Annotated in this window: 19 protein-coding genes; 5 read left to right on the forward strand and 14 right to left on the reverse strand. The window is 71.6% G+C overall.

Annotated features, from left to right (window positions below):
* Positions 1 to 83: 83 nt before the first annotated feature.
* Positions 84 to 1,037: a YihY/virulence factor BrkB family protein gene (locus tag MB828_RS01870; protein WP_301646640.1), complete on the reverse strand. Its 954-nt coding sequence runs from the start codon at positions 1,035 to 1,037 to the stop codon at positions 84 to 86.
* A 172-nt stretch (positions 1,038 to 1,209) separates the two neighbouring features.
* On the opposite strand from MB828_RS01870, the gene MB828_RS01875 reads away from it, so the two are divergent.
* From MB828_RS01875 to MB828_RS01885, 3 genes are all read left to right on the forward strand, one after another.
* Positions 1,210 to 1,887 (forward strand): GAP family protein, encoded by a 678-nt coding sequence (locus tag MB828_RS01875; RefSeq protein WP_301646692.1) that lies wholly within the window; start codon positions 1,210 to 1,212, stop codon positions 1,885 to 1,887.
* Between the two features lie 116 nt (positions 1,888 to 2,003).
* Positions 2,004 to 2,465, forward strand: coding sequence for a DUF6325 family protein (locus MB828_RS01880; protein WP_301646641.1), 462 nt, complete (start codon positions 2,004 to 2,006; stop codon positions 2,463 to 2,465).
* Between the two features lie 16 nt (positions 2,466 to 2,481).
* Entirely contained in the window at positions 2,482 to 2,760 is a 279-nt protein-coding gene (locus MB828_RS01885) for an SHOCT domain-containing protein (protein ID WP_301646642.1), read from the forward strand.
* A gap of 13 nt (positions 2,761 to 2,773) precedes the next feature.
* Here MB828_RS01885 and MB828_RS01890 read toward each other — a convergent pair whose 3' ends face one another.
* The 6 genes from MB828_RS01890 to MB828_RS01915 all read right to left on the reverse strand — a co-directional run bounded on the left by MB828_RS01890 (position 2,774) and on the right by MB828_RS01915 (position 10,090).
* Positions 2,774 to 3,283 carry an O-acetyl-ADP-ribose deacetylase gene (locus tag MB828_RS01890; RefSeq protein ID WP_133026272.1) on the reverse strand — a complete coding sequence of 170 codons (510 nt, stop codon included), beginning with the start codon at positions 3,281 to 3,283 and terminating at the stop codon, positions 2,774 to 2,776.
* Positions 3,280 to 4,689 carry a phytoene desaturase family protein gene (locus MB828_RS01895; RefSeq protein WP_133026273.1) on the reverse strand — a complete coding sequence of 470 codons (1,410 nt, stop codon included), beginning with the start codon at positions 4,687 to 4,689 and terminating at the stop codon, positions 3,280 to 3,282. Before MB828_RS01895 ends, MB828_RS01890 begins: the two co-directional genes overlap by 4 nt.
* An 84-nt stretch (positions 4,690 to 4,773) precedes the next feature.
* Entirely contained in the window at positions 4,774 to 5,622 is an 849-nt protein-coding gene (locus tag MB828_RS01900; RefSeq protein WP_301646643.1) for an inositol monophosphatase family protein, read from the reverse strand.
* 217 nt (positions 5,623 to 5,839) lie between these two features.
* Entirely contained in the window at positions 5,840 to 7,645 is a 1,806-nt protein-coding gene (locus MB828_RS01905) for a gamma-glutamyltransferase family protein (protein ID WP_301646644.1), read from the reverse strand.
* A 175-nt stretch (positions 7,646 to 7,820) separates the two neighbouring features.
* The gene (locus tag MB828_RS01910; RefSeq protein WP_301646645.1) at positions 7,821 to 9,524 is read right to left on the reverse strand and encodes an LCP family protein; all 1,704 of its coding nucleotides are present in this window, start codon (positions 9,522 to 9,524) and stop codon (positions 7,821 to 7,823) included.
* A gap of 227 nt (positions 9,525 to 9,751) precedes the next feature.
* On the reverse strand, positions 9,752 to 10,090 hold the full coding sequence (locus tag MB828_RS01915; RefSeq protein WP_420855496.1) for an ArsR/SmtB family transcription factor: 339 nt from the start codon (positions 10,088 to 10,090) through the stop codon (positions 9,752 to 9,754).
* Positions 10,091 to 10,350: 260 nt separating this feature from the next.
* On the opposite strand from MB828_RS01915, the gene MB828_RS01920 reads away from it, so the two are divergent.
* Positions 10,351 to 10,617: a GlsB/YeaQ/YmgE family stress response membrane protein gene (locus MB828_RS01920; protein ID WP_133026277.1), complete on the forward strand. Its 267-nt coding sequence runs from the start codon at positions 10,351 to 10,353 to the stop codon at positions 10,615 to 10,617.
* Between the two features lie 272 nt (positions 10,618 to 10,889).
* A complete protein-coding gene (locus tag MB828_RS01925; protein ID WP_133026278.1) occupies positions 10,890 to 11,576 on the forward strand; it encodes a hypothetical protein in 687 nt (228 codons plus the stop codon).
* Between the two features lie 22 nt (positions 11,577 to 11,598).
* Here the strand turns inward: MB828_RS01925 and MB828_RS01930 are convergent, their stop codons facing one another.
* From MB828_RS01930 to MB828_RS01960, 7 genes are all read right to left on the reverse strand, one after another.
* Positions 11,599 to 13,119 carry an NCS1 family nucleobase:cation symporter-1 gene (locus MB828_RS01930; protein ID WP_133026279.1) on the reverse strand — a complete coding sequence of 507 codons (1,521 nt, stop codon included), beginning with the start codon at positions 13,117 to 13,119 and terminating at the stop codon, positions 11,599 to 11,601.
* Between the two features lie 127 nt (positions 13,120 to 13,246).
* Complete coding sequence (locus MB828_RS01935; RefSeq protein WP_133026280.1) at positions 13,247 to 14,269, reverse strand: TIGR03842 family LLM class F420-dependent oxidoreductase; 1,023 nt, start codon at positions 14,267 to 14,269, stop codon at positions 13,247 to 13,249.
* Between the two features lie 11 nt (positions 14,270 to 14,280).
* Positions 14,281 to 15,687, reverse strand: a complete 1,407-nt coding sequence (hydA, locus tag MB828_RS01940) for a dihydropyrimidinase (protein ID WP_301646646.1) — start codon at positions 15,685 to 15,687, stop codon at positions 14,281 to 14,283.
* A 94-nt stretch (positions 15,688 to 15,781) separates the two neighbouring features.
* Complete coding sequence (locus tag MB828_RS01945; RefSeq protein WP_133026282.1) at positions 15,782 to 16,624, reverse strand: nitrilase-related carbon-nitrogen hydrolase; 843 nt, start codon at positions 16,622 to 16,624, stop codon at positions 15,782 to 15,784.
* Between the two features lie 168 nt (positions 16,625 to 16,792).
* Complete coding sequence (locus MB828_RS01950) at positions 16,793 to 18,391, reverse strand: PucR family transcriptional regulator (protein ID WP_301646647.1); 1,599 nt, start codon at positions 18,389 to 18,391, stop codon at positions 16,793 to 16,795.
* Between the two features lie 187 nt (positions 18,392 to 18,578).
* Complete coding sequence (locus tag MB828_RS01955; RefSeq protein ID WP_301646648.1) at positions 18,579 to 19,862, reverse strand: aspartate aminotransferase family protein; 1,284 nt, start codon at positions 19,860 to 19,862, stop codon at positions 18,579 to 18,581.
* Positions 19,859 to 20,701 carry a nitrilase-related carbon-nitrogen hydrolase gene (locus MB828_RS01960; RefSeq protein WP_133026285.1) on the reverse strand — a complete coding sequence of 281 codons (843 nt, stop codon included), beginning with the start codon at positions 20,699 to 20,701 and terminating at the stop codon, positions 19,859 to 19,861. Before MB828_RS01960 ends, MB828_RS01955 begins: the two co-directional genes overlap by 4 nt.
* Positions 20,702 to 20,740 lie beyond the last annotated feature (39 nt).

Raw genomic sequence — 20,740 nt, forward strand, 5'->3', positions numbered from 1 at the left:
GGGTGCTGTAGTCCCTCTGGGTGCTGTCGTCCCGATCGGCCACAGAGATCACCGCCTGTGTCCGGCCGGCCGTGACCGGCGCTTCACCGACCAGGATCACAGTGTTTCGGCTCCGGCGCAGAGCGTGGGCCCTGGTCGCGGCGCGGCGGGCTGCCGAGCCGGCCGGCGAGGAACGGCTCCTGGGCCAGGACCGCGCCGACGGTCACGCTGAGGGTGGCGGCCAGGCAGACCACGATCAGCCAGGACAGGGCGACGAAGACCGCTCCCAGCGAGCCGTACTCGCCGAGGGCGCGGTCCAGGGCGCGCGGCAGGTAGAACCGCGCGGTCACCGACAGGGCGGTCAGGGCCAGCGCTGTGATCACGGCCCCGGGGACCAGCGGCTTCCATGTGACGTGACCGCCGAGCAGCAGGTGCTGGGTCCACCACCACAGGCACACCTGGGCGGTGAAGGTGACCGGGACGCCCAGCCAGGCCCCCGCCCCGAAGCCGTCCCGCAGTACGCCCTGCAGGACCAGTGCGGCGATCCACAGGGCGAGCCAGGCCAGCCAGCGCCACGGCGCGATCCGGATACCGCCCCGCGGGATGCCCCAGGCACGTTGGCACAGCCGTTGCACGGCCCTGCTGAGGGCGGTGGCCGAGATCAGCACCATGAGGACACCGACCAGGCCGGTGGTCTGCCGCAGGCTCTCGCTCTGCGGCTGCACGAGGTGCTGGAGCTGGGGGTCGGCCGGTCCGGTCAGGCCGAACACCGAGCGCACCGACCGGATCAGCTGCTGCTCGACGGCCGGCGGGGCGTAGGCCACGAAGACGAAGAGCAGCGGCACCGCGGTGAGGAAGCACTGGGCGGCCACCCGGGTGGCGGTGTCGAAGATGTTCACGGACACCATCCGGTCCGCGAGATGAACGACGACCGGGAACCGGATCTCCGCCCACCGGTGCAGCGTTCTCGCCCGGGTGACCACACGCGCGGTCCGCTCACGCCACCGGAACGGCCCGGGCCGAGAGCCGTTGCGCGGCACCCGCCCCCTGGTCGGCATGGCATCGCTCCTTCCTGCGTCCAGGGTGCGGGGCGACCGTCCCGGCGGCACCCCGGACGCCCGCCAGGACGGCCCGGGTGTCGTCCCGGCGGGGCGTCCGCCGGGACGGTCCGGGTGGGGGTCCCGGTGGTGCGCGTCTACGCTCGTGGTGTCCGAGACGCTGGGGGTCGTCATGGTCCTCGACCTGCTGCTCATCGCCCTGGCCATCACGCTCGACCCGCTGCCGCTGATGGCCTTCGTCCTGGTGGTGGCCTCCGCCAGGGGTGCGTGGAAGGGCCTGGTCTTCATCCTGAGCTGGCTGCTGTGCCTGACCGTCGTGATCACCCTCGTGCTGGTGCTGACGGGCGGGGAGCCGCCCCCGCCGAAGTCCCCGCCGTCCACCGCCGCCCTCGCGGCCAAGCTGTTCGTCGGGGTGTCGCTCGTCGGGTACGGCGAGCACCGGCGCCGGCGGCTCGGCGGGCTGCGCGCCCGGGGGACGCGTCCGGCCGTACCGGAACCGGAGCCCGTGTCCCTGACCTCGGAGATGGACCGGAGCACGGTGTGGAGCGCGGCCGGCCTCGCCGTGCTGCTCCAGCCGTGGGGGCTGGTCGCGGCCGGGGCCACGACCGTCGTGGAGGCGGACACCTCGCACTTCACGACCTGGATCGCCCTGTTCGGCTTCTGCCTGCTGGCCACCTCGAGCCTGCTGACCGTGGAGCTGTACGTGGTCTTCGCCCCGACGGCGGCCCGGGTCCGGCTGCTGCGGCTGCGCGCCTGGCTGACCAGGCACCAGGAGCAGGCGCTGGTGACGCTGTGCCTGCTGCTGGGCTGCTGGCTGGTGGGCAGGAGCCTCTACCAGCTGACGAGTTGATCCCGGGCGGGTCCCGGGCCGGGCGCCGGACGTGCGGGGCACCGGCGCGGGTGCTGCAATGAAGGCACCGGCCGGCGACCGCCCCCGCGGTCCCGCCTGCTCCCGGAGGAGTGACCATGGACAGCGTCGAAGAGATGGGCCCCGTCGACTACCTGGTGATCGAGTTCCCGGGGAACAGGATGACCGGCGAGGCCTTTCCGCTGCTGGTCGATCTCGCCGACCGCCGTATCGTGCGCATCCTCGACCTGGCGTTCCTGCGCAAGGACGCCGACGGTTCGGTGACCGCGCTCGAGGTACGGGACCTCGGCGACGACGCGGCCGAGCTGACCGTCTTCGAGGGTGCCTCCTCCGGTCTGCTGGACGAGGGCGACCTCGCCGAGGCGGGCAACGCGCTGGAACCGGGCAACTCCGCCGCGGTGCTGGTGTACGAGAACCTGTGGGCCGCGCCGCTGGCCGGCGCGCTGCGGCGCAGCGGCGCCCAGCTGGTCGCGAGCGGCCGGATCCCGGTGCAGGCCCTGCTGGCGTCGCTGGACGCCGTCGACGAGACGCCCCCGCCCGGTGGCACCGCCGCCGCCTGAACGGAGATGACCGAGTATGCCCGGACTGCTGCGCGGGATCGCGCGCACCGCTGTCGTCGCCGGCACCGCCACGGCGGTGTCGAACCGTGTCTCACGGCGCCAGGCGGGCCGCTGGGCCCAGCAGGACTACGAACAGCAGGGGACCGTCGCCCAGCCGCCGCCGGTGGCGGCACCGCCCGCCGCCGACGACATGACGGCCAGGATGGACCAGCTCAAACAGCTCGGCGAGCTGAAGGCCCAGGGGATCCTCACCGAGGACGAGTTCCAGGAGCAGAAGCGCCGCATCCTGGGCTGACCCGCGGGCGTCCTCAGGTCAGCCGCGCGGCGAACGCCTCGTAGGCGCGCTCGTCGAACAGCACGAACCGCACCTCCTCGACGGCGGTGTCCGTCTCCCGGACGGTCGCCACGGCGATCCGGGCGCCGTCGTCCATCGGCCAGCCGTAGACGCCGGTGGAGATGGCGGGGAACGCGACCGTGCGGGCGCCGAGTTCGTCGGCGCGCCGCAGGGACTCGCGGTAGCAGGAGGCCAGCAGCTCGGAGCGGTCCTCGGTCTTGGCGTGGACCGGTCCGACGGTGTGGATGACCCACCGTGCGTCGAGTTCGCCGGCGGTGGTGGCGACCGCCTGGCCGGTGGGCAGGCCCTTGCCGAGGTGCCCCGCGCGGAGCTTGCGGCACTCGGCCAGGATCGCGGGGCCGCCGCGCCGGTGGATGGCGCCGTCGACGCCTCCGCCGCCGAGCAGGGAGGAGTTGGCCGCGTTGACGATGGCGTCGACGCTCTGCCGGGTGATGTCGCCCTGGACGAGGGTGATGCGGGTCATGGCTGTCTCAGCCTCCTCCACACGGCCTTCGCCGCGTTGTGCCCCGACATGCCGTGGACGCCCGGGCCGGGCGGGGTGGCCGACGAGCAGATGAACACGGCCGGGTGCGGGGTGCCGTACGGGGACAGGGAGAGCTTGGGGCGCAGCAGGATCTGCAGGCCGGAGACGGCTCCGGTGCCGATGTCGCCGCCGACGTAGTTGGCGTTGCGGGCGGCCAGTTCGGCGGGCCCGGCGGTGGCGCGGGCCAGTACGAGGTCGCGGAATCCCGGGGCGTAGCGCTCCAGTTGACGTTCCATCACGTCGGTGAGGTCGCCGGTCCAGCCGTTCGGCACGTGGGCGTAGGCCCAGAACACCTGCTTGCCCTCGGGGGCCCGGCTCGGGTCCGCCACACCGGGCTGGACGGTGATCATGAACGGCCGGTCGGGGGCGCGGCCCTCGCGGGAGGCGGCGCGCAGGGCGGTGCCGATCTCCGTGCTGTCCGCGCCGATCTGCACGGTCCCGGCGCGGCGGGCCGCGGGGGCGGTCCAGGGGACGGGGCCGTCCAGTGCGTAGTCGACCTTGAAGACCCCGGGGCCGTAGCGGTAGCCCTGGTAGTAGGTGCCGAAGCCGGCGATGCGGGCGAGGGCGGTGGGCGAGGTGTCGAAGACGTACGACCGCGCCGGCGGCAGGTCGTCGAGCCGCTTGACCTCGTAGTCGGTGTGGACGGCGCCGCCGAGGTCCTTCAGGTAGGCGGCGAGGGCGTCGGAGACGGCCTGGGAGCCGCCCTTCGCGACCGGCCAGCCGCGAGCGTGCGCGGCGAGCGCGAAGACCAGGCCGACGGCACCGGTCGCGAAGCCGGTGAGCGGGGCCATGACATGGGCGACGAGTCCGGCGAACAGCGTTCTGGCCGGTTCGTCGCGGAAGCGGCGCAACAGCAGGGCGGCGGGGGGCAGTCCGGCCAGGCCGAAGCGGGCGAGCATGACCGGGTCACGCGGCAGCGCGGTCCGCGGCAGCGACATGAAGTCCCTGGCCAGGGTGTCCCACTTGGGCAGGAAGGGCTCGACCAGCCTGCGGTACGTGCCCGCGTCGCGTGGGCCGAAGGAGGCCGCCGTCTCGGCGACGGAGCGGGCCAGCACGGCGGCACCGCCGTCGGGGAAGGGGTGTGCCATCGGCAGGTCGGGATGCAGCCACTGGAGGCCGTAGCGCTCCAGGGGCAGGGCGCGGAACGCGGGCGAGTTGACGGCGAGCGGGTGCGCGGCGGAGCACGGGTCGTGCCGGAAGCCGGGGAGGGTGAGCTCCTCGGTGCGGGCGCCGCCGCCCACGGTGTCCTTCGCCTCGAAGAGAGCCACGGAGAAACCGCGCCGGGCCAGCTCCACGGCGGCCGTCAGGCCGTTCGGCCCCGCCCCCACCACGACCGCATCGAGCATCGACGGCACCTTCGGACCCCTTCGTCAGCCGATGGCCACTCGGCTTCAGGATATGCCGGAGGACTGACACTCTCCTCGCGCGGGTTACCAGTGCGGGTTCTGCAGCAGGTCCACCACGTGGCGGGCGGTGGCCGCGTCACGGGCCGCGGTGAACGGCAGCGCGTTGTCGCCCGTGACACGGAACGGCACGCCGGCCCGGGTGAGGTGGGCGCCGCCCGCCTCCTCGACCAGCAGCAACCCGGCCGCGTGGTCCCAGGCGGCCTCCCAGGAGAACGCCGTGGCGTCCAACTCCCCCCGGGCGACGGCGAGGTATTCCAGACCCGCGGAACCGCAGGGGCGCGGGGCGACGCCGTCGACCCACAGGGCGGACAGCTCGCGCTTCTGCGCGTCGGTCGTGTAGTCCGGGTGCGAGGTGGCTACCCGCAGGTCCCGGCCCTTCTCGGGGGACCCGGAGAGCAGCCGGACGCCGTCGAGGTGGGCGCCCTTGCCCCGTACCGCCGTGGCGAGTTGGTCGCGGGTGGGCAGGTAGGTCCAGGAGGCGAGCAGGACGCCCCGGTGGGCGAGCGCGACCAGGGTGCAGAAGCCGTCCTCACCGCGCACGAACTGGCGGGTGCCGTCGACCGGGTCGACGATCCACACCGGTGCGTCGCCCTGGAGCGCCCCGTAGGTCTCCGGGTCGGCGTGCACGGCCTCCTCGCCGACCACGACGGAGCCGGGCAGCAGGGCGCCGAGGGCCCCGGTGAGGTAGCGCTCGGCGAGCCGGTCGGCGTCGGTCACCAGGTCGTGCGGTCCGGCCTTCTGGTCGACCTCGTGGTCGGCGAGCCGGCGCCAGCGGGGCAGGATCTCGGTGCGGGCCGCCTTGCGGATGGCGTCCTCTACGTCGACGGCGTGCTGGAGGAGAAACTCGTCGATGGTCTCCGTTGCTTCGATCATGCCTCCATGAGAGCACGTGCCACTGACAATCCCCGCCGCCCGGGTGTACGGCCGGTGGAATCCGGAGGAACAGACGGCGCCCGAGATCAACGCCGGCGGACGGACCCGCCCGGCCGGTAGCCCACCACCCGGGCCGGCCTCCCCCACCACCCGGCACCCCGGCGTCGGCATCGCCGTCCGCTCCCGGCGTCGGCCCCGCCGGCCGCTCCCCGTGTCGTCAGCGTCCCACCGCGTAGCCCTGCATTCCGCGGGGGTTGGCCGCCGCGGAGAGCACCCCGGTGTCCGGGTCCCGCGCCACCGCGCACAGCCGTCCCTCCGACCAGCCGGGGCCGACCGTCACGTCGTGGCCGCGCCGCCGCAGCTCCGCCACCACGCCGGGGTCCGTCCGCGACTCGACGGTCAGGCTGCCGGGGCGGCGCCCGCGCGGGTAGAAGGAGCTGGGGAAGCTGTCGTTGTGCCAGTTCGGGGCGTCGATCGCGCCCTGCAGGTCGAGTCCGCCGCGGACCGGGTCGCGCAGGGCGACGGCGAGGAAGAAGTGCAGCTGCCACTGGTCCTGCTGGTCGCCGCCGGGCGTGCCGAAGGCCAGCACCGGGCGCCCGTCCCGCAGTGCGATCGACGGCGTGAGCGTGGTGCGGGGCCGCCGTCCGGGAGTGAGCGAGTTGGGCAGGCCCTCCTCCAGCCAGGCCATCTGGAGCCGGGTGCCGAGCGGGAAGCCCAGTTCGGGGACGACGGGGTTGGACTGGAGCCAGCCGCCGCTGGGGGTGGCCGCGACCATGTTGCCCCAGCGGTCGACGACGTCCAGGTGGCAGGTGTCGCCCCGGGTGGTGCCGTCGGCGGCGACCTGCGCGACCGTCGGCTCACCGGCGCCCAGCGGATCGAACGCGGCGCCCTCCCCGGCCTCCACGCGCGCGTAGCCGGGCAGGCGCGGCGCGCGTCCGCCGGGGCTGCCGGGCCGCAGCTCGTCCGAGGCCTTGGCGCCGATCAGCGCCCGCCGGGCGGTGTTGTACGGGTCCGAGAGCAGGTCGGCCAGTGGTACCTCGGCCGCGTCCCCGTACCAGGCCTCCCGGTCGGCCATGGCGAGCTTGCAGCCCTCGACGAGGAGGTGCACGTAGTCGGCGGAGCCGTACCGCGGCAGCTCTGACAGTTCGGGCGGCAGCAGGGCGAGCTGCTGGAGGAGGGCCGGGCCCTGGCTCCAGGGGCCCGCCTTGCACACGGTCCAGCCGTTCCAGTCGTACGACACCGGGCTCTCGTAGCCCGCGGACCAGCCGGCCAGGTCGGCGGCGGTGAGGGTGCCGGTGTGCCGTTCGCCGCTGGTGTCCATGGTGGGGCGGCCGGCCTGCCGGACCAGGGCCTCGGCGATGAAACCGGCGCGCCACACCTCACGGGCCGCGTCGATCCGCGCCTCCCGGTCGCCGGCGCCGGCGGTCTCGGCGAGCAGCCGTCTCCAGGTGGCGGCCAGGGCGGGGTTGCGCAGCAGTTCACCCGGGCGCGGTGGCCGGCCGCCGGGCAGGTAGAGCTCCGCCGACGTCGTCCACTCGGTCTCGAACAGTTCGCGCACGCTCGCCACGGTCGCGCCGACGTTCTCCACGGGCGCGTGTCCGTGCTCGGCGTAGCCGATGGCGTACGACAGGACGTCGTCGAGGGATCTGGTGCCGTGGTCGCGGAGCAGCAGCAGCCAGGCGTCGAAGGCGCCGGGGACGGCCGCGGCCAGCGGGCCGGTGCCGGGGACGAGGTCCAGGCCGAGCCCCCGGTAGTGGGCCACGGTGGCGCCGGCCGGGGCCACGCCCTGCCCGCACAGCACGCGTACCTCACCGCCGGCCGGGGCGAGCAGGATCGGGACCTCGCCGGCCGGCCCGTTGAGGTGCGGCTCGACCACGTGCAGGACGAACGCTCCGGCGACGGCCGCGTCGTACGCGTTGCCGCCGGTCTCCAGGACCGCCATCGCCGACTGGGAGGCCAGCCAGTGGGTGGACGACACCATGCCGAAGGTGCCCTGGAGGGTGGGTCGGGTGGTGAACCGCATCTGTCACCTCGTTGCTCGCGCGACCGGCCGCCGCGCGCCGCCCGGACGGGTGCCGCCGGGGGCCGCGCTGCCCGAACTGTCGGGCGGCTACATGCTTTCACGGCCGTCGCGCGCGCAGTCCCCCGCCGGACGGTCTGCCAGGATCATCTCCGTCGACCGCGGCGGGGAACCCGTCTCACTCGTCCGAGTCGGGCTTGCTCCGCGCCGCCGCGTACGCCTGGGCCGGGGTCATCGGCACGCCGTTGAGGCTGACCGTCCTGTACTGGCTGACCTTCGCGCAGGTCTTGGAGTCGTCGGCGGTCGAGGCGTTGGCGTTGGAGACGGCGGCCTTGGTGTCGCCGGAGGTGGCCGGGTAGCTGGTGCCGCTCGTCCAGTCGCTGCCGATGACCAGGACGACGCCGGTGCCGGTGCCCTTCTTGACGTGCGAGCCGGGCACGTCCAGGGCCTTGGCCACGGTCTGGGCCGCGGCCTTGTCGCCGGAGCCGTAGGTCACCGTGGTCGTGGTCGCGGAGCTCGGCGCGTTGGCCGTGGTGGTGCTGGTGCTGAAGCCCTGCGAGATCAGATGGGTGGCGATCGCGGAGGCCCGGCCGGTGATGTCGGTGCCGTTCTCGACGGTCACGGCGATCTGGGCGGCGGGGACGGCCGCGGCGGTGGCCGTCGGCTTGGCAGTCGCCTCGGCCGCCGACGACTTCTTGCCCGACCCGGTGGTCAGCGACTGGTCGTTGGCCATGGTGGCGAAGAGGTCCTTGGCACCCGAGCCCACCACGACGCGGTTGCTGTTGGTCGGGTCGGGGGCGGTCTGCATGGTCGTGAACGTCATCCGCTTGGTCGGCACCTTGTTCACGTCGGCCGCCAGCGAGATCAGCTTCTTGACGCTGCCGAGGCCGTCGTCCACGGTGAGCGCCTTGGTGGCCGCGTCGGCGAGGTTGTAGACGGCGGTGGGGTCGGTGAGCGTGCCCGCGCTCTTGAACTTGCGGATCATCGCGCTGAGGAAGATGTGCTGGGAGACGGTACGGCCGAGGTCGCTGCCGTCGCCGAAGCCGTGCCGGGAGCGGACGAACTCCAGCGCCGCCTCGCCCTTGAGGGTGTGGGTGCCCTTGGACAGCTTCAGGTGCGAGTAGGTGTCGTACACGTTGGAGTTGACGCACACGGAGACACCGCCGACGGCGTCGGACATCTTGACCACGCCGGAGAAGTCCAGCTTCACGAAGTGGTCGATGGGGATGCCGGTGAGCTGGTGGATGGTGTCGACCTGGCAGGCGGGGCCGTACTCGAGGGCGCTGTTGACCTGGCCGTAGTAGCCGTTGGTGGACTGGCCGCTGGAACTGTCCTTGCAGGCCGGGACGTTGACCATGGTGTCGCGGGGGATGCTCATGACGGTGGCGTTGGAGCGGTCGGCGGCTATGTGGACGACCATCTCGACGTCCGCGTTTCCGTTGCCGGTCTGGACGCCGGTGTTCTTGCAGCCGCCGCCGAGCTTGCAGTCCTCCGAGCTGGTCCGGCCGTCGGAGCCGATCACCAGGATGTTGATCGGGGTCCGGCCGAACGCGTCGGCCTTCTCACTGCCGCCCTTGCCGTCGAGGGAGACGCTGTTGATGTTGCCGTTGAGGTGCTGGTAGAACCACCAGCCCGCGCCCGCGGTGACCAGGACCAGGACCGCCGTGCACAGGCCGACGATCTTCAGCACCCGCTTTCCGCGCCGAGTCGGCCTGGCCCGCCGGGAGCCTCTGTTGCCGCCGCGGGACTTGGCCGCCTGCCGGGCCGCGGCCCGGCCACCGGTGGGCCGTGTCCCGTCGGGCAGGGCGCCACGCTGTCCGGGCACCCGGTCGGTGCGGCGGCGTGTGGCCTGGCCTCCCTGGCCGTCCCACGGGTCGGTCATCTTCCACTCCCATGAACGGTCGGGTCCGTCGGCGGGTACGGTCGGTCGGCCGCGGCGGGGTGCGGGCAGCCGCGGGCCGGGCCCATTTGGGTTGCGTGATTGCGCAATCTAACAAACCCACAGCCCGGACAGCACAAAGGCCGCCCGAATTCACAGGTGAGGGATGTCATGGAACCTCCGGCGCGCCCTGTCCGTCACCCCTCATACGAACGTGCGATCCGGCGCGCTCAGACACCTGCCTGTCGCAGCCGGCGCACCGGCGCCGGAACCTGCCGGGAGCGGGCGGTCAGCTGGCCGACGGTCACCCGCACCACCGTCACGATATCCGGATCGTCCACGTAGTAGATCTGCCGCCGTCCCTCGCGGCGGGAGCGCACAAGCCCGGCCAGCTTGAGCTTCGCCAGGTGCTGGCTGACGGCGGGCAGGGCACCGCCGACCCGGTCGGCGAGGCACGTCACATCGCTCTCGCCCTGGGAGAGCGCCCACATGAGATGCAGCCGGGCCGGCGAGGCGAGCAGCCCGAACACCGCGGCTGCCTCCGTCAGTACCCCGTCGGAGGGTTCCATGAAGCCACCGGCGTTCTCCTGCACAGCCACTCCCTCCCGTCACAGCCCCGGCACAGACGCCCACTCAGTGTAGGCGCGCCGTCACCCGGCACCGTACGGCCCTGCGGGATTCCGCCGTTTTTCCCGCCGCATTGTCATGAGCGGGTGACAGGTCGTCCACGGCTCGGCGGCAGGCACCGCCGACTCCCCGCGACCTTCATAAACTTGCGCAACAAGGCAACTCAGCAAGGCAACACCCCCGTACTGGGAGGACTACCAACGTGGGCATCATCGGCTGGATCATCCTCGGCCTCCTCGCCGGAGCCATCGCCAAGGTCCTGCTGCCCGGCCGCGACCCGGGCGGCCTGATCGGCACCACCCTCATCGGCATCGCGGGCGCCTTCGTCGGCGGCTGGCTCTCCGCCCGCTTCCTCGACCGCCCGGTCGAGAAGCACTTCTTCGACCTCTACACCTGGGGCGCCGCCGTCGCCGGCTCGCTGGTCCTGCTCATCGGCTACCGGCTGCTCTTCGGCAACTCACGCGACTGAACACGCCGGGCACGGGCCGGGCGGGCCCGACGGTGACTCCGGTCACCCTCGACGGCCCCCCGCAGTCACGACATTCCGGATGTACAGGGACCGCGGACGCACGACATTCCGGATGTAGGGGGACGCCCTCGCGAGGCCGTCAACAAGGCTCCGCACCCGCCTCACAGGCAAGGCGCCGATTCCACTTCCACCCCACAGGGACACGTGTGAGACTGGCGTCCCGTCCGCAGTGTGGACTCCTCCGCACACCGTCCCCCAGCGAGAAGTGCGACTTGCGTTCTCTTCCACTGCCGCTCGCCCTCACCGCGCGCCTGACGCCGGTCGCCGTGCTCGCCTGTGCGGGCTGGGCGATGGCGTCCGGCCCGGACCGGACGACGTCCACCAGCGCCTCCGGCGACACCTCGACCCAGCAGTCGGCCGGCCAGTCGACGGACGACACCTCGTCGTCGTCCTCGGCAACGACGGCGGCCGGCACGAAGACGTACACCGCCTCGCCGGCCCCCTGCGGGTCCATCCCGGTGGCCACCATCAAGTCGCTGGTGCCCGGCGCGAAGACGGCCGGCAAGGAGATCCCCTCCACGGACACCAAGCTGCGCCGCACCTGCTCCTGGAACGCGCTCAAGGGGTACGACTACCGCTGGCTCGACGTCTCCTTCGAGATCATGGACACGGACGCGGCGGCCGCGAAGGAGTACCGGTCCCGGGTCGCCGAGAAGAGCGGCGGCGGGGCGGTGCCGGGACTCGGGGACAACGGGTACTCGGTCGTGAACCTCACCACCGAGGACAAGCAGCAGACCCGCGAGGGCGTGGTGATGGCCCAGGTGTCCAACGCGCTGGTGATCGTCACCTACAACGGCAGCGACTTCGAGAACAAGAAGGCGCCGGACACGGACGAGATCAACAAGGGCGCCATCAAGGCCGCCAAGAGCGCGGTGACCGCGCTGAGGGGCAGCCAGTAGCCACCAGCTGCCCCCGCACGCGTCATGCCTCCTTGGGCGGCACCAGCCGGGTCAGGCCCAGGTACAGCACCAGGGACGTGCCGAGGCCGACCGCCCAGCCGTAGTCGGCGAGCGAGGACAGCGCGGGGATCGGCCGGCCGTCGATCAGCGGCTTGAAGCTGGCCCCGCCGATCGCGAGCACGCCGCCGGCCAGGAAGGCCGCCACCGCCCGCCAGTTCCAGCCGCCGTCGTACCAGTACCGGCCGCCGGAGCGGTACAGGTCGGTCAGGTCGAGGCGGGTACGGCGGAGCAGCCAGTAGTCGGCGATGAGGATGCCGGCCACTGTGCCGAGCAGACCGCCGACCAGCCCGAGCCAGGTGAAGATGTAGCCCTGCGGGTCGGAGTACAGCTTCCACGGGAAGATCAGCACCGCGAGGACCGAGGTGATCAGGGCGCCGGTGCGGAAACTGATCTTCCGGGGCGCGATGTTGGAGAAGTCGAAGGCGGGCGACACCAGGTTGGCCGCGATGTTCACGGAGAGCGTCGCGACGAGGACCGTGACCAGGGCGTAGAGCAGGCCGACCACGTTGTCCGTCTTGGCGGCCAGCTGGACCGGGTCCCAGATCGGCTGCCCGTAGACGGCCTGGGAACCCGAGGTCACCAGGACCGAGAGGAACGCGAAGAGCGTCATGGTGGTCGGCAGGCCCAGGGCCTGGCCGCGGGTCTGGGCTCGCTGCGACTTGCCGTAGCGGGTGAAGTCGGGGATGTTCAGCGACAACGTGGACCAGAAGCCGATCATGCCCATCAGCGAGGGCCAGAACAGCTTCCAGAAGTCGCCGCCCCAGCCGAGCTTGGACGGCTGGTCGAAGAGCGGGCCGAGGCCGCCGGCCTTGTCGCTCATCCAGATCAGCATCACGAAGGCGCCGACCAGGACGAAGGGCGCGGCCCAGTTCTCGAAGCGCCGGATGGTGTCCATGCCCCGGTAGATGATCGCGACCTGGAGCACCCAGAAGATCGCGAACGACAGCCACATCGTCCAGGCGTAGCCGCCGATGTGCGAGGCGTTCGCCCAGCTGTCGCCAATCAGCTTGCCGGCGAGGAAGAAGATCGCCTCGCCGCCGATCCAGGTCTGGATGCCGAACCAGCCGCAGGCCACCAACGCCCTCACGACGGCGGGCAGGTTGGCGCCGCGGACGCCGAAGGAGGCGCGGGCGAAGACCGGGAAGGGGATGCCGTACTTGGGTCCGGCGTGCCCGGTGAGGAGCATCGGGACGAGGACGATCAGGTTGGCCAGGGCGATGGTGAACACGGCCTGTTTCCAGTCCATGCCGACCGCGATCAGCCCGGAGGCCAGGGTCCAGGACGCCGTGTTGTGGGCCATGCCGACCCACAGCGCGGAGAAGTTGTACGTGGTCCAGGTGCGCTTGGCGACGGGGACCGGCAACAGGTCCTCGTTGGCGTACGGACCGCTCGGCGGCGGGGCGTCCGGGGTGAGCTCGACGCGCCCGTCGGGAAGGGCGACTTGACCGGACAGGGGTATGGCGGAGGGAGCGGTGTCGGTCATGGGCAGGCCAATCGGGGTGAGGTGGGACGGGAGAGGCCGTGCGGGCGGGCTGGGGGGTACGCGAGTGGGGTGCGCCCTGACCCCCTCCCCGGGACGGCGGGAAGGGGGAGACCGATGGCGGGGGCGGCTAACCGTTGACGGCGGGGATGACCTTCGTCCCGTACGCGTCGATGGTGGCCTCCTGCGCGTCGTGCATGTCGTAGACGGCGAACTGGTCCACGCCCAGTTCGCGCAGCGCGGTCAGCTTCTCGATGTGCTTCTCCACCGGCCCGATGACGCAGAAGCGGTCCACGATCTCGTCGGGCACGAACTCGGTGTCGGGGTTGCCGCTGCGTCCGTGGTGGGAGTAGTCGTACCCCTGGCGGGCCTTGATGTAGTCGGTGAGTTCGTCGGGAACGGCGGCGGAGTGCGCGCCGTACTTCGCGACCAGGTCGGCGACGTGGTTGCCGACCATGCCGCCGAACCAGCGGCACTGGTCGCGGGCGTGCGCGAGGGCCTCGGGGGAGTCGTCCTCGGTGACGTACGCGGGGGCGGCGACGCAGATCCTCACCTCGGAGGGATCGCGGCCGACGGCGACGGCCGCGTCCTTCACCGCCTTCACCATGTACTCGGTGAGGTAGAGGTCGGAGAGCTGGAGGATGAAGCCGTCGGCCTCCTCGCCGGTCATCTTCAGGGCCTTCGGCCCGTACGCGGCCATCCAGACGGGAAGTTCGGCACCCGGCTTGATCCAGGGGAACCTGATCACGGTGCCGTCCCCGAAGTCGGCCTCGCCGCCGCTGCCGAGGGCGCGGATCACCTTCATGGCCTCGCTGATCCGGGCGAGCGTGTTGGGTTTGCGGCCCGCCACCCGCATCGCGGAGTCGCCGCGGCCGATACCGCAGACGGTTCTGTTGCCGAACATGTCGTTGAGGGTGGCGAAGGTGGAGGCGGTGACCTCCCAGGTGCGGGTGCCGGGGTTGGTGACCATGGGCCCGACCGTCAGCTTGGTGGTGTTGGCGAGGATCTGGCTGTAGATCACGAACGGCTCCTGCCAGAGCACGGCGGAGTCGAAGGTCCAGCCGTACGAGAAGCCGTTGCGTTCGGCCCGTTTCATCAGGCTGATGACACGGGAGGCGGGCGGGTCGGTCTGCAGGACGAGTCCGAAGTCCATCGGCGCCACTCCTAGTTGAGGTACTGACAGGTGGAGCGCGGGGTGTAGACGCCGTGCCCGGCGTGTCCGGTGTACTCCCGCTCGGTGATGACGGGTTCGCCGCGCGAGAGGACGGTCTCGACCCGGCCGGTGAGCCGCCTGCCCTCGTACGCCGAGTAGTCGACGTTCATGTGGTGGGTCTCGGCGGAGACGGTCTGCTCGGCGTGCGGGTCGTAGATCACGACGTCGGCGTCGGCGCCCGGGGTGATGGTGCCCTTCTTCGGGTACATCCCGAACATCCGGGCCGGGTTGGCGCAGGCGATCTCGATCCAGCGGCGGCGGGAGATGTGGCCGTCGACGACGGCCTGGTGGAGCAGGTCCATCCGGTTCTCCACGCCGGGCAGGCCGTTGGGGATCTTCGAGAAGTCGCCGCGGCCCAGTTCCTTCTGGCCGACGAAGCAGAAGGGGCAGTGGTCGGTGGAGACCACCTGGAGGTCGTCGGTCCTGAGCCCCTGCCAGAGCTTGGCCTGGTGCTCCTTGGGCCGAAGGGGCGTGCTGCACACGTACTTCGAGCCCTCGAAGCCGGGTTCGGCGAGGTTGTCCGTGGAGAGGAAGAGGTACTGCGGACAGGTCTCGCCGAAGACCGGAAGCCCCTCGTCGCGGGCGCGGGCCAGTTCGGCGACCGCCTCCATCGCCGAGACGTGCACGACGTACAGTGGGGCGCCGGCGACCTGCGCGAGCTTGATGGCCCGGTGCGTGGCCTCGGCTTCGAGCAGCGCCTTGCGCACCTCGCCGTGGTACCGCGGATCGGTCTCGCCGCGTGCCAGTGCCTGTTCCACCAGCACGTCGATGGCGATGCCGTTCTCGGCGTGCATCATGATCAGGCCGCCGTTCTCTGCCGAGCGCTGCATGGCGCGCAGGATCTGGCCGTCGTCGGAGTAGAAGACACCGGGGTAGGCCATGAACTGCTTGAAGGAGGTCACCCCCTCCTCCACCAGCAGGTCCATCTCCTTCAGCGTCTCCTGGTTCACATCGGAGACGATCATGTGGAAGCCGTAGTCGATGGCGCAGTTGCCCTCGGCCTTGGCGTGCCAGGTGTCGAGGCCCTCGCGCAGGCTGTGGCCGACGCTCTGCACGGCGAAGTCGACGATGGTGGTGGTGCCGCCCCAGGCGGCGGCACGGGTGCCGGTCTCGAAGGTGTCGGAGGCGAAGGTGCCGCCGAACGGCAGCTCCATGTGGGTGTGGGCGTCGACGCCGCCCGGGATGACGTACTTGCCGGTGGCGTCGAGGGTGCGTTCGGCGGTGAAGGCCTCGGCGGCGGGCGTTCCGGAGGCGGCGAGGGCGGCGATGCGGCCGTCCTCGATCAGGACGTCGGCGTGGATCTCGTCGGACGCGGTGATGACGAGTCCGCCGCGGATGAGGGTGCGGCCGGTGGTCATGGGGGTCCTCTCCTTCGTGGGCGGGTGCGGGTCCGATGTGGCTGGTCGCGCAGTTCCCCGCGCCCCTTTGGGGCGCGAATGGCGCCGTCTGCCTTTACGGTGCCGTCAGGGGGCCGTACGCGTCCGGGCGGCGGTCGCGGAAGAACTGCCAGCGGTCGCGGACCTCGCGCAGCTTGGCCAGGTCCAGGTCGCGGACGACGAGTTCGGTCTCCTTGTCGGAGGCCACCTCGCCGGCGAACTGGCCCTCCGGGTCCACGAAGTACGAGGTCCCGTAGAAGTCGTTGTCGCCCAGGTCCTCCACGCCGACCCGGTTGATCGCGCCGACGAAGTACTCGTTGGCGACGGCCGCCGCCGGCTGCTCCAACTGCCAGAGGTAGCGGGAGAGTCCGCGCGAGGTGGCCGACGGGTTGAAGACGATCTCGGCGCCGGCGAGACCCAACGCCCGCCAGCCCTCGGGGAAGTGGCGGTCGTAGCAGATGTAGACGCCGATCTTCCCGACGGCCGTCTCGAAGACCGGCCAGCCGGCGTTGCCGGGGCGGAAGTAGAACTTCTCCCAGAATCCGGGGACCTGGGGGATGTGGTGCTTGCGGTACTTGCCGAGGTAGGAGCCGTCGGCGTCGATCACGGCCGCGGTGTTGTAGAGGACGCCGGGCTGCTCCTCCTCGTACACCGGCAGGATCAGGACGAGGCCCAGTTCGCGGGCGAGGGCCTGGAAGCGCTGGACGACCGGGCCCTCCGGGACCTGTTCGGCGTACTCGTAGAACGCCTTGTCCTGCACCTGGCAGAAGTAGGGGCCGTAGAACAGTTCCTGGAAGCAGAGGACCTGGGCGCCCTGCGCGGCCGCGTCGCGGGCCGCCTGCTCGTGGACCTGGATCATCGATTCCTTGTCGCCGGTCCAGGCGGTCTGGAAGAGGGCGGCACGGATCACTCGGCTCATCGGGACCTCCGGTAGCTCGGGGGTGCGTCGCTCGGTGCGAGGAGCCTAGGAAGTCCGCGAGCGGCCTTCGACTGCCACCGTGTCACGTCTGCGGGCGGTCGGCGTGCCACCGTGTCACGCTGTCGCTGGCTCATGTTTCACCGCCGTTTTCCCAGGTCGTCGTGTGTTTCACTGCTGTTGCGCGTCATGTGCGAGGAGTGCGATGTGCACGGAGGCCGCCTGCTCGAAGTCGTCGAGATCGACGCCGAGCCGGGTCTGTATCGCCTCCAGCCTGCGGTACAGGGCGGGCCGGGAGACATGGTGGAGCTGGGCGGTCCGGGACTTGTTGCGGCCGGTGGCGAGATAGGTCCGCAACACGTCGAGCAGGTCCTGGCCGGTGCCGGTGCCGGTGCCGGTGCCGTTGGCGCAGAGCAGCCCGTCCAGCTCCCGCTCGGCGAAGAACTGGACGTGCGGGTCGTCCCGCAGCAGCCGGATCAGGCCCCGCAGGTGCACGTCCTTGAGCCGTACGACCGCAGGGAGGTCGAGGCCGGTGGTCGTGTCGGCGACCGCGTCGGCCACGTGCTGGGCCTCGCGCAGACCGGCGGGCACGTCGTCCCAGGCGATGCAGGGGCCCGCGGCGGCGACCACCGTGGCGTCCGGGGGTGCCTCGCCGTGCAGCCGGGTGGCGAAGTGCGCGGCGAGGGCGTCGGCGTCCTGGTCGCGGGCGAGGCTGAGGAGCACGGCGGTGACGTGTTCGGTGAGTTCGGCGACGAGTCCGGGCAGACCCAGCAGGCGCAGGGTCCGCTCCAGCCGGGCGGGGTCGCAGTCGCGTACGACGAGCGGCACGAAGGTGCGCCGGTTGACCGGCAGGCCCGCCGCCCTTGCCCTGGGCAGCAGTTGGCGCGCGGGTACGACCCCGGAGACCAGGTCGGTGAGCAGGCTCTGCGCGGACTGCTCCTCCCAGCTGTGCGCGGAGCCGCCGCCGAGCATCCGGTGCAGGACGAGGGCCTCGGCGCCGCGGTCGGCCAGCAGGCGTCCGGTGACGGCGTCGCCCCGGTAGCCGCAGAGCATGAGCCGGCCCCAGCGTTCGCCGCGGCCGGCCAGTTCGGCGCGGATCCAGCCGTCGCCCTCGGCGCCGCCGGCCTGCCGTGCGATGCGCTCCCAGTCGCGCAGCACGTCGTCGACCGCGGACCGCTCCCCCGCGGTGGCCAGCACCCGGTGCGCGAGGTTCGTGACGACGACCGGGCAGGCGCTGTGCACGGCGACTTCGTCGAGGAGCCGCTGGAGGGGGGCGTCGGCCGTGATGAGACCGGTGAGGGCGGTCCGCACGGACTCGGAGAGGCTGACGGCGGCGAACTTCCGGCGCACCAGCCGGGACTGGACCTCCTCCGTGAGCTCGGCGAAGGGGAAGGGGCGGTGCAGGACCACCAGGGGGAGGCCGCAGCGGTCCGCCGCGCGGCGCATCGCGTCCGGGGTCGCCGGGAAGGCACGGCCGAGGCCGAGGACCACCGCGGCGGCCTCGGCCCGGTACAGGGACTGGATGTACTCGGCCTGTTTGTGCTCGTCGCCGGCGAGCAGGACGCCGGTGGTCAGGACCATCTCGCCGCCGCTGAGCATGACGCCGACGTCGGGGGCCTCGGCGACGTGCACCCAGCGGACGGGGCGGTCGAGATGGGCGGTGCCGGCGACCACCTCGGGGTCACCGGCGAGGACCCTTTCCAGGGCGAGGATCTGGCGGACCGAGAGGATGGGGTCGGTTGTCCCAACGGGCTCCCAAGTGGCGGTCATCTTGCGTGATCCCTTGGTCGGGTTCGGTGCGTGTGCCGACTGCGGCGCCGTCGTGGCTGGTCGCGCAGTTCCCCGCGCCCCTTGCAGGGGCGCTGCCTGAGGCCCCGTAAGGGGCGCGGGAACTGCGCGACCAACCCTCACCGGCCCGCAGTTGACATACGACGTGTCTCAGCGCTGCCGGCAGCGCCTAGTAGGCACTCCTCAGTGCCTGCTCCAGGATGGCCGCGCCCTCCTCCGCCTCCGCCACCGTCAGGGAAAGCGGGGGTGCGATGCGCAGCGCGCTGGTGTTGTGGCCGCCGCCCTTGCCGATCAGGAGGCCGCCTTCCCGGGCCGCCTCCAGGACCGCCGCGGCCGACTTGGGGTCGGCCTCGTCCGTGCCGGGCTTGACCAGTTCGACGCCCAGCATCAGACCGCGCCCCCGTACCTCCCGTACCCCGGGCAGCTGGGCGGCGACCGCCCGCAGGCGTTCGATGAGCAGCCCGCCGACCCGGCGGGCGTTGCCCTGGAGGTCGTGTTCCAGGAGGTACGACAGGTTGGCGAGGCCCGCCGCCATGGTGATCTGGGTGCCGCCGAACGTCGAGATGCTGTTGGAGTCCAGGCAGTTCATGATCTCGGAGCGGGCCACCACACCTCCGATGGACATGCCGTTGCCGATGCCCTTGGCGAAGGTGAGGATGTCCGGCGGGCCGCTCTGCCCGTGCGCCTGCCAGCCCCAGAAGTGCTCGCCGGTGCGCCCCCAGCCGGTCTGCACTTCGTCGGCGATCCAGAGGATGCCCTGTTCCTGGAGCACCTTGCGGAAGGCCGCGTACAGCCCGTCGGGCGGGGAGGTGAAGCCGCCGACGCCCTGGATCGGTTCGGCGATCAGCGCGGCCGGCGCGCGGGTGTGGCCGAGCAGGTCGCGCAGGTCGGCCACGCAGGCCGCGATGAAGTCACGGTCGTTCAGCTCGGCGAACGGCCCCCGGGTGCGGACGCCGCCGTGGACGTACAGCGTCTGGAGCGGCGACAGCGAGGTCGGGGACCAGCCCTTGTTGCCGGTGATGCCGACCGAGCTGAAGGAACGGCCGTGGTAGCTGTTGCGCATCGCCAGGATCGTGTTCGTCCGGCGGTACGTCGTCGCCAGCAGCAGGGCCGTGTCGTTGGCCTCGGTGCCGGACGTCGTGAAGAACACCCGGGCGTCCGGGATCCCGCTCAACTGGGCGATGCGCTCAGCCAGTTCGACCATGGGGCGGTTGAGGTAGAGCGTGGAGGAGTGGATGATCCGGCCGGCCTGCTCACTCACCGCCTTCGTCACCTCGGGCAGCGCGTGCGCGGTCATCGTGGTGAGGATGCCGCCGAAGAAGTCGAGGTAGCGGTTGCCGTTCGCGTCCCAGACGTGCCGGCCCTCGCCGTGTGTGATCTCCAGCGGCTCGTCGTAGTAGAGGGCCAGCCAGTCGGGCAGGACCTGGCGATGGCGGGCGAAGAGGTCGTTCACGGCTGTACCAGCCCTTCGTAGGCGTCGGGACGGCGGTCGCGGTAGAAGGCCCACTGCTGCCGCACCTCGTCGATCAGGTCGAAGTCGAGGTCACGGACGACGAGTTCCTCGCCCTCGTCGCTCGCGACCTCCCCCACGAACTGCCCACGTGGATCGACGAAATAGCTTGTCCCGTAGAAATCGTTGTCCCCGTACTCCTCCTGGCCCACCCGGTTGATGGCGGCGACGAAGTACTCGTTGGCGACGGCCGCGGCCGGCTGCTCCAGCCGCCAGAGGTACGACGAGAGTCCGCGGTGGGTGGCCGACGGGTTGTACACCAACTGGGCTCCGCCGAGGCCGAGTTCCCGCCAGCCCTCGGGGAAGTGGCGGTCGTAGCAGATGTACACGCCGACCTTGCCGACGGCGGTGTCGAAGACCGGCCAGCCCAGGTTCCCCGGTTTGAAGTAGTACTTCTCCCAGAAGCCCTTGACCTGCGGGATGTGGTGCTTGCGGTACTTGCCGAGGTAGCTGCCGTCGGCGTCGATCACGGCGGCGGTGTTGTAGTAGAAGCCGGACTGCTCGACCTCGAAGACGGGGACGACGATCACCATGCCGGTCTCGCGGGCGAGTTCCCGCATCCGGCGGACGGTCGGGCCGTCCGGGACCGGTTCGGCCCAGCGGTAGTGCTCGGGTTCCTGGACCTGGCAGAAGTAGGGGGCGTTGAAGACTTCCTGAAATCCGATGATCTTCGCGCCCCGGCGGGCCGCCTCACGGGCGTGCGCCTCGTGTTTCGCCACCATGGACTCGGTGTCGCCGGTCCAGGTCGCCTGGACCAGGGCGGCGCGTACGACGTTGGCCATGAGCTGCTCCTTCTACGCCCGTAGAGGGTCGAAAGTAAG

The organism is Streptomyces arenae (assembly GCF_022343545.1).
Lineage (GTDB): Bacteria > Actinomycetota > Actinomycetes > Streptomycetales > Streptomycetaceae > Streptomyces > Streptomyces humi.

Bases quoted from the DNA above. Each gene is read 5' to 3' on its own strand.
- MB828_RS01870 (WP_301646640.1), bottom strand. From the start codon at position 1,037: ATGCCGACCAGGGGGCGGGTGCCGCGCAACGGCTCTCGGCCCGGGCCG.
- MB828_RS01875 (WP_301646692.1), top strand. From the start codon at position 1,210: ATGGTCCTCGACCTGCTGCTCATCGCCCTGGCCATCACGCTCGACCCG.
- MB828_RS01880 (WP_301646641.1), top strand. From the start codon at position 2,004: ATGGACAGCGTCGAAGAGATGGGCCCCGTCGACTACCTGGTGATCGAG.
- MB828_RS01885 (WP_301646642.1), top strand. From the start codon at position 2,482: ATGCCCGGACTGCTGCGCGGGATCGCGCGCACCGCTGTCGTCGCCGGC.
- MB828_RS01890 (WP_133026272.1), bottom strand. From the start codon at position 3,283: ATGACCCGCATCACCCTCGTCCAGGGCGACATCACCCGGCAGAGCGTC.
- MB828_RS01895 (WP_133026273.1), bottom strand. From the start codon at position 4,689: ATGCTCGATGCGGTCGTGGTGGGGGCGGGGCCGAACGGCCTGACGGCC.
- MB828_RS01900 (WP_301646643.1), bottom strand. From the start codon at position 5,622: ATGATCGAAGCAACGGAGACCATCGACGAGTTTCTCCTCCAGCACGCC.
- MB828_RS01905 (WP_301646644.1), bottom strand. From the start codon at position 7,645: ATGCGGTTCACCACCCGACCCACCCTCCAGGGCACCTTCGGCATGGTG.
- MB828_RS01910 (WP_301646645.1), bottom strand. From the start codon at position 9,524: ATGACCGACCCGTGGGACGGCCAGGGAGGCCAGGCCACACGCCGCCGC.
- MB828_RS01915 (WP_420855496.1), bottom strand. From the start codon at position 10,090: ATGGAACCCTCCGACGGGGTACTGACGGAGGCAGCCGCGGTGTTCGGG.
- MB828_RS01930 (WP_133026279.1), bottom strand. From the start codon at position 13,119: ATGACCGACACCGCTCCCTCCGCCATACCCCTGTCCGGTCAAGTCGCC.
- MB828_RS01935 (WP_133026280.1), bottom strand. From the start codon at position 14,269: ATGGACTTCGGACTCGTCCTGCAGACCGACCCGCCCGCCTCCCGTGTC.
- hydA (WP_301646646.1), bottom strand. From the start codon at position 15,687: ATGACCACCGGCCGCACCCTCATCCGCGGCGGACTCGTCATCACCGCG.
- MB828_RS01945 (WP_133026282.1), bottom strand. From the start codon at position 16,624: ATGAGCCGAGTGATCCGTGCCGCCCTCTTCCAGACCGCCTGGACCGGC.
- MB828_RS01950 (WP_301646647.1), bottom strand. From the start codon at position 18,391: ATGACCGCCACTTGGGAGCCCGTTGGGACAACCGACCCCATCCTCTCG.
- MB828_RS01960 (WP_133026285.1), bottom strand. From the start codon at position 20,701: ATGGCCAACGTCGTACGCGCCGCCCTGGTCCAGGCGACCTGGACCGGC.